1 protein-coding gene is annotated in these 6,622 nt (G+C 49.2%); it reads right to left on the bottom strand.

Translation table 11 applies throughout. The features are described 5' to 3' along the window. Positions 1-175: 175 nt before the first annotated feature. Positions 176-6,610 (bottom strand): Hpt domain-containing protein, encoded by a 6,435-nt coding sequence (locus ACO0KV_RS09845; protein WP_423042291.1) that lies wholly within the window; start codon positions 6,608-6,610, stop codon positions 176-178. Between the last annotated feature and the right edge of the window lie 12 nt (positions 6,611-6,622).

Here is a 6,622-nt window from a genome sequence, read left to right as displayed (position 1 = left end):
CGGCTTGATAACCCGCTGAACCTTCTTGATACCGTTTAACAACGGCCAGTTTGAATTGCTTTGTGTATTTACTCATGAAAACACCCCAAAAGTTAGGACGGGTGTCCAACTTTTGGGGTGCAGTTCAAAATACCCTGCTTTTTTACTTCAAGCGTACATGGTGTGCCAATACCGCTTAGACATTTACCGGCTGATCCGTACTAATGAAGCGGACAATCGCAGCCATTAAGTCATCCTCACGATAAGGTTTACCGAAGTACTCATTCACCCCTAACTCTTTGGCGTAGTTACGGTGTTTATCCGCAGTACGTGAGGTAATCATAATGATAGGAATATGACTGGTACGTGCATCACTGCGTACGTTACGCGTCAGATCGAAGCCATCCATTCGCGGCATTTCAATGTCAACTAACATAATGTCTGGCGTGACTGACTGCAATTGCTCCAGCGCGTCAATACCATCTTTAGCCAGAATAACCTGATAGCCCTCGCGACTCAGCAGACGTTGCGTTACACGACGCACAGTCAGTGAATCATCGACCACCATCACAGTATGCTGCGTGCGCAGCCCCTGAACAGCTTCAGTGTTGACTGACGTTTGTTGCTGCGACGGATGCAAATCGGCTACTGCGCCAACACTCACTGAATCAACACCTTGTTGTGCCAGACGCGCATGCTCATGCTCCACCCGTTGTGCCAGCGGCACCGGATTAATAATGAGTACGATATCACCAGAACCGAGAACAGTCGCACCCGCAATACCTGCCATCCGAGACAATTGCGGCCCAATGTTTTTGACAACCACCTCGCGATTACCGACGATATCATCGACGTGAATAGCGACGCGTTCAGAACCACTCTTCATGATCAGCAACGGTGTGTATTGCTGTGCGGTAGGTACGTCTTCACGATAACCCAGCAATGCTGATAAATAATGCATAGAGACCCGTTGATCCTGCCACATGACAGCACCATCGTTATACGCATTCGCCAAGGCATTGGCCTTCAGATGCTGCACCTGCTCGACCAAGACCGATGGTACGGCAAACGTACGTCCACCAGAGCTCAGCAGTACTACCTGTGTTACGGCCAATGTGAGGGGCAAGTGGATCGTAAATTCAGCACCTTTTCCTGGCGTACTGCTCACCTCTACGCGACCACCCAAGGTTGCTGCTTCTGAACGTACCACGTCCATACCAACACCACGTCCGGCTAATTCTGTCACTTCAGTCGCGGTCGAGAAGCCTGGTTCAAAGATCATGTTTGCTGTTTCAGCATCGCTGACAGTTTCATCCTGCAGCAACAAACCAAGCGACTGCGCTTTTTCGCGAATGCTGACGAGGTTCAGACCTTGTCCATCATCGTTAAAGCGGATAACGACTTCGTTACCTTCCTGACGCACTTCGATCAGCAATTCGCCAGTTTCATCTTTGCCTTGCTGACGACGGGATTCACGGGATTCAATACCGTGCACAATCGCGTTACGCAATAGATGTTCAAATGGACCCACCATTTTTTCCAGAACACCACGATCCATCTCGACGTTCGTGCCACGGATATCCAGATTCACCCGCTTATCAATTTCTTTGGCAGTCTGACGAGCAACACGATAGAGACGTTCAGACACACTGGCAAACGGAATCATCCGGACGCGCATCAGATCCTGTTGCAACTCACGTGTTAAACGTGCCTGCGTATGCAGGTTGGTTGCAGCGCCATCAATCGTGCGGTTTAAGTTGGTCTGCACAGTGGCAACGTCGCTCACGCTCTCTGCCATCATCCGCGTCAGTTCCTGCAGCCGCGTAAAACGGTCGAACTCGAGCGGATCAAATTCACGATCGGCCGAGTGCGCCATGCGTGAGGTGATTTGCGTTTCTGCCTGAATTTCTACTTCACGCAACTGATCACGCAGACGGGTTACGTTTTCCGTCAATTCACCCAATGACGCACGTAAGGTACTCACTTCATTCTCTAACCGTGAGCGGGAAATCGACACTTCACCGGCCTGGTTGACCAGTCGATCCAAGACGTCCGCACGCACACGCACCAGTGGGACTGGCGCACCAGGCATCATTGGTGTTACTGGTGTCGCTGCTGGGGTTGCTACCGTTTTTTGTCCTGCCGTGTTCAGTGGCATTAACGGTTTGAGGCTGACCATCTCATTGGTCGGTAGTAGAGTTTCTTTCTCTTTTTCTGCCAGATCTTCCTGGAACTGATCCAGTTCTTGCGCTGCCGTTAATGATTCTTGCATGACGGGCAAAGCGCTATAGGCATCAGGATGTTGCAAGCGATCAAAGAGCTGCATACTGACATCGTGTCGTGCAAGTAAATCTTCCAACAATGGCTGGCGAACTTGGCTACCTACATGCATCAGACTCTCAATACGGGTTTCCATATCATGAATATGCTGTCCTAAGCCCATCGCACCGGCCATTCGCGCGCTACCTTTGATCGTGTGCATCAGACGGGCAATCGATTGTGGAATCGCTGTGTCGCTTGGATTTTCCTGCCAATTACGCAACAACTGTCCAACCATTGGCAACAGATCCTGGCCCTCTTCCAAGAAAACCGGCAACAAATCAAGATCGAGATCATCCCTGATTTGCAAACGCTGATCCAAGATTTCCGGCAGTGCTGACGTGACGAGAGACTGCGCCGTGAGGTCATGCTCTGGCCGCGTTGCAGGCATCATCTCTGACGTGACTTCAGACTCAGCGGACCAATCATTGAGATCCAACTTTTCATTGGTTGACGTAATGAATTCTTCATCAGCGCCGGCATCAGAACGAACAATCACTTCCTGCATCAGATGCTCTAATTGCCGGACCATGTCAGGAGCATACGCAGCCATTTCAGCCAGTGCAAATTTTTGCAGCATACGTTTGGCCGTATCGAGCGCATGTTCCAGCACGTCGAACTCAGGTGGATTCAGAACGACGGGATGACGTTCGAGACGCTGCAATACCAACTCCAGGCTATGTGCCAACTCTTGCAATGGTTTTAAACCGACCGTCGCAGAACTGCCAGCTAACGTGTGGCTGGCATGAATGGCGTGGGTTGTCACATTACGGTGTGACTCATGACGCCATTCAGCAAAATCCTGCGACAAAAAGCGTACGATCTCATCGGTTTCCGCCATGTAAATAGAATACAAAGGCAAACTGATTTCAAGGTCACCGATACGCTTAATATTATCGTCAACAGTTGGTGTAGGCACTGGCTTAATCAGATCCGGGAACTCCAGAATCTTGGCACTAGTGACGGGTTGTTGAAGCGACTCCTCAGGGGGAGTTTCAGCATGCGGCTCGGTGACTTCTGTGGAGCCAATAATGTCCTTGATGTCCGCGACATCAAGGACATCAGCGCCATGTTCAACGGAAGTGTGATCCGATACACTGTCCACAACGTGATCTAAAGTCAGCTCTGTTGCGATTGCATGGTCATGATGCGCGCTATCCAAATGCGCATCAAGTTCACTCTGTGGCACATCAATCTGTGCAACATGGGACGCTGATGCTGTGATGTCTGGCAAGGTCGAGGCTGCTGTTCCTAATGCTGCGGCCAGCAGCTCATCCATACTTGGCGTTGGTGATAAGTCAAGACTAAACTCTTCGACTTCCAGAGCATCCAGCGCTGCAAGTCCGGGATCACTGTCAACGAATGTCTGTGCATCCGCGGCTGATGTAGATGCATCAGCAGGCTCAGTTGACGTTTCTGACGTAGCAGACTGGCTTAGGGAATCAATATGCGCTGACTGTACTGAAGTTACAAGAGATTCGTCGAGATCAAAACGCAGATTATCGAGCCCAATATCAGTAGGAGTGTATTCTTCTTTGCTGACTGCCGTCACTGCGAGTTTATCAATGCTGGTATCAAGCGTAGGCAGCATGCCTGTGTGTTCGGACACTGAATTATGCGCAATGACCGTCTCTGACTCAGTGCCATAGTCGGAAAGCGTGTCAGCGATATGAGATAGGTCTTCTTCCGCTGACATGTCGTGAACGACATCTTCACTTTTTGCGGCAGATACAGGTTCAGCAGCGATAGGCTGAGAATCATCACCAGCCTTCAAACGTTGTGCCGCCTCAATAATGGCGTCACCATTACGGGAAGAGTGACCGTGCTGCTTGAGCTCTTCAACCCACAAGCTCATTTCGGTTGCGGTGTGTTCCAGCAATCCATACAAATGTTCATTACCCGAACGTGATTCAGATAACCACAGATTCATCACCTGCTCCACATTCCATGCAGTTTCGCCAAACACATTCAGGCCAACCATCCGGCTGCTGCCTTTCAAGGTGTGAAAGGAGCGGCGTAGACTGGTCAGGTAATCCTGATTTTCGCTATCGTGTTTAGATAAAGGCAGAATATTCTGTACAAACGCCAATACCTCTTCAGCTTCACTCAGGAATATCTCTAAGAGTTCAGCATCAATCGCTTCGTCACTCTGAGGCAATGCAAGGTCAACTACAGGTGACTGATGTCCATTCACGGAACCAGTTGCGGCAACGATGTGCTGCAGATTCTCGGTGGAACGCTCGGAGGAGTGCTCAGTCGTCGTTTTATTCAGTAATTCAATCGCTGTCTTCGCACGCTCGCTGGCAGTCGTATCGTCAAGCAAGGTGGCAACAGATCGCTCTGATTCTAAAGAGTCTTTAAGTTGCGCCTCAATATCCTTATCGTCCGGATGTTCAGACAATGAAACTGCCAAACGTGCTGATTCTTGCTGCTGCTGGACGAGCTCCTCTTCAGCGGTGGCGACGGCATTATGATGTACGCTCTCAGTTGATGTCTCGTGGACATCAACTTGACTGAGGACTTCATCAACCGTTGGCAACAGTTCTTTATGGGCCGCCGCTTCAAGGAGATTAGAGCAGAAAATTCCTGCATCTGCATCAAAGCTGAATTTTTTTCTGGCCGAGTCAGGCTGCGCCTGTAAGGTTTCGATGAAGAAACTTAATGCACCGATATTTTGTGCAACCTTATGTTGTGCGGCCTGGCGCTTATCTCTAGCCTCTTGATCATGCTCATCAATAGGATCAGCAAATGTGTTGACCAAGTTACGCGTCTGCTCGACGGCCTGCATAGCGTCATCCTGATCGAGGATCGCCAATGCACCGCCGATCTGGTGCAAAACTCCTTCTACCGCTGCTAAGGACCCGTGTTGAGAAGGGTCGCGGAAATACTCATCGAGATTTTTTTCTACCTGACGCAAACTGCTCTGCATCTCGTTGACGAGAACACCCATGGTCTGACGTTGTTGCGCCTCGCGTGAGATTTCACCCATCCAGGCTTTTTGCGATTGTGGCTCTTCGCCAGAAACAATCGACAATAGACGCGCAGTAATTTCATCTGCGCGTTCTGAAAAATGTGCAGGCAAGCGAGAAATCTGATCAAGCGAAGTTTCTACAAATAACAAGCTTGTTGCGAGTTCAATCCCCAGTTTTTCTCTGTCATCTGAATGAGCAACATGACGCGCGATACCACTTAGCTCACGCAAAAGCTTAGACAAGGCAGGCGCATTCAGTCCCGCACCGGTATCTGCCAAATCTTTCATTTTTTGCGAAAACTTCTCCGCTAAACCATTTTCACCATTGGCAATACGTCCCCACAGATTTTTGACTGCAGATAATTGCTCCTTTGCTGTACTTTGAACCCCAGCAGCAATCTGACTATAATTTTTCTGATCGTAATCGACGGGAATTTTGTTATCAAGTTGATATGCTTGACGAATACTTTCAACGAATGGGGTCGTTGACTGCGCTTGAGCAAGAAAAAATAAAGCATCTCTCAATAAGCGCTCAGGGATGGTGGTAACTCCCTCGACCAAACGACGAATTTGTAGATTAATACGACCAAAAATCTGCTTCGCATATTGTTGATCATCAATACTGCCATGAGCGAAAGCTTCAGCAAACGCGCACATAACGGCCCAAAAGGCTTTGGACTGGGCATTTGTCTGAGTGATACCAATTTCATGCACAACATCCCGCATCGACTGCGCTGCATCCTGCTGCTGATCTTTATCCTTGTTGGTCAACAAGGTGAGGAGCAACTTTTCAAATTTCTGACGCTGACCAGTATACGAAGCCGGCGCGTTAGTCGATTTTGCAGCTAATTCAGGCACTTTATTTTGCAACACCAATGCCGGAAAAAACAGATCGGCAGGATGGATGCGTTCCGCACCTTTTAATTCTAGTAGGGCGCGATAATAGGGAAAAAGTCTGACTGGCTGATGGGCAGCGCCGGATAATAAATCTTCCAGATAACGCAACACGGCATGAAATGCATCAAGAATCACGTCGACGTTGGTCGTCGTCATTTCTAATTGCCCCGATTGTAGGTGCTCTAGTAATTCCTCTATGGTTTCTGTAACGACAGAAACACCATCAATATCGACAATCTGCAATGCACCGTGTGCCTGATGCAAATAGCTTTTAGCGTGGAAAATGGAGGTTGATCTGGCTTCAGCATCCTGAGCAAGTGCATCTTTCAGCATCTTGCCACCACTGTTCACTGCTTCACGCACTTCCGCCATCACCCAGGACAGTGGTCCAGTATCAAACTGATCCTGAGGCAGATGTGACGAATTGGAAAAATCGGATGTCATTCGTGCTCCGCA

It is taken from the genome of Undibacterium sp. RuRC25W, from assembly GCF_049339825.1.
GTDB lineage: Bacteria > Pseudomonadota > Gammaproteobacteria > Burkholderiales > Burkholderiaceae_D > Undibacterium.
The sequence above is the reverse complement of the archived record's forward strand: the minus strand, read 5'-3'. Positions and strand labels throughout refer to the sequence as shown.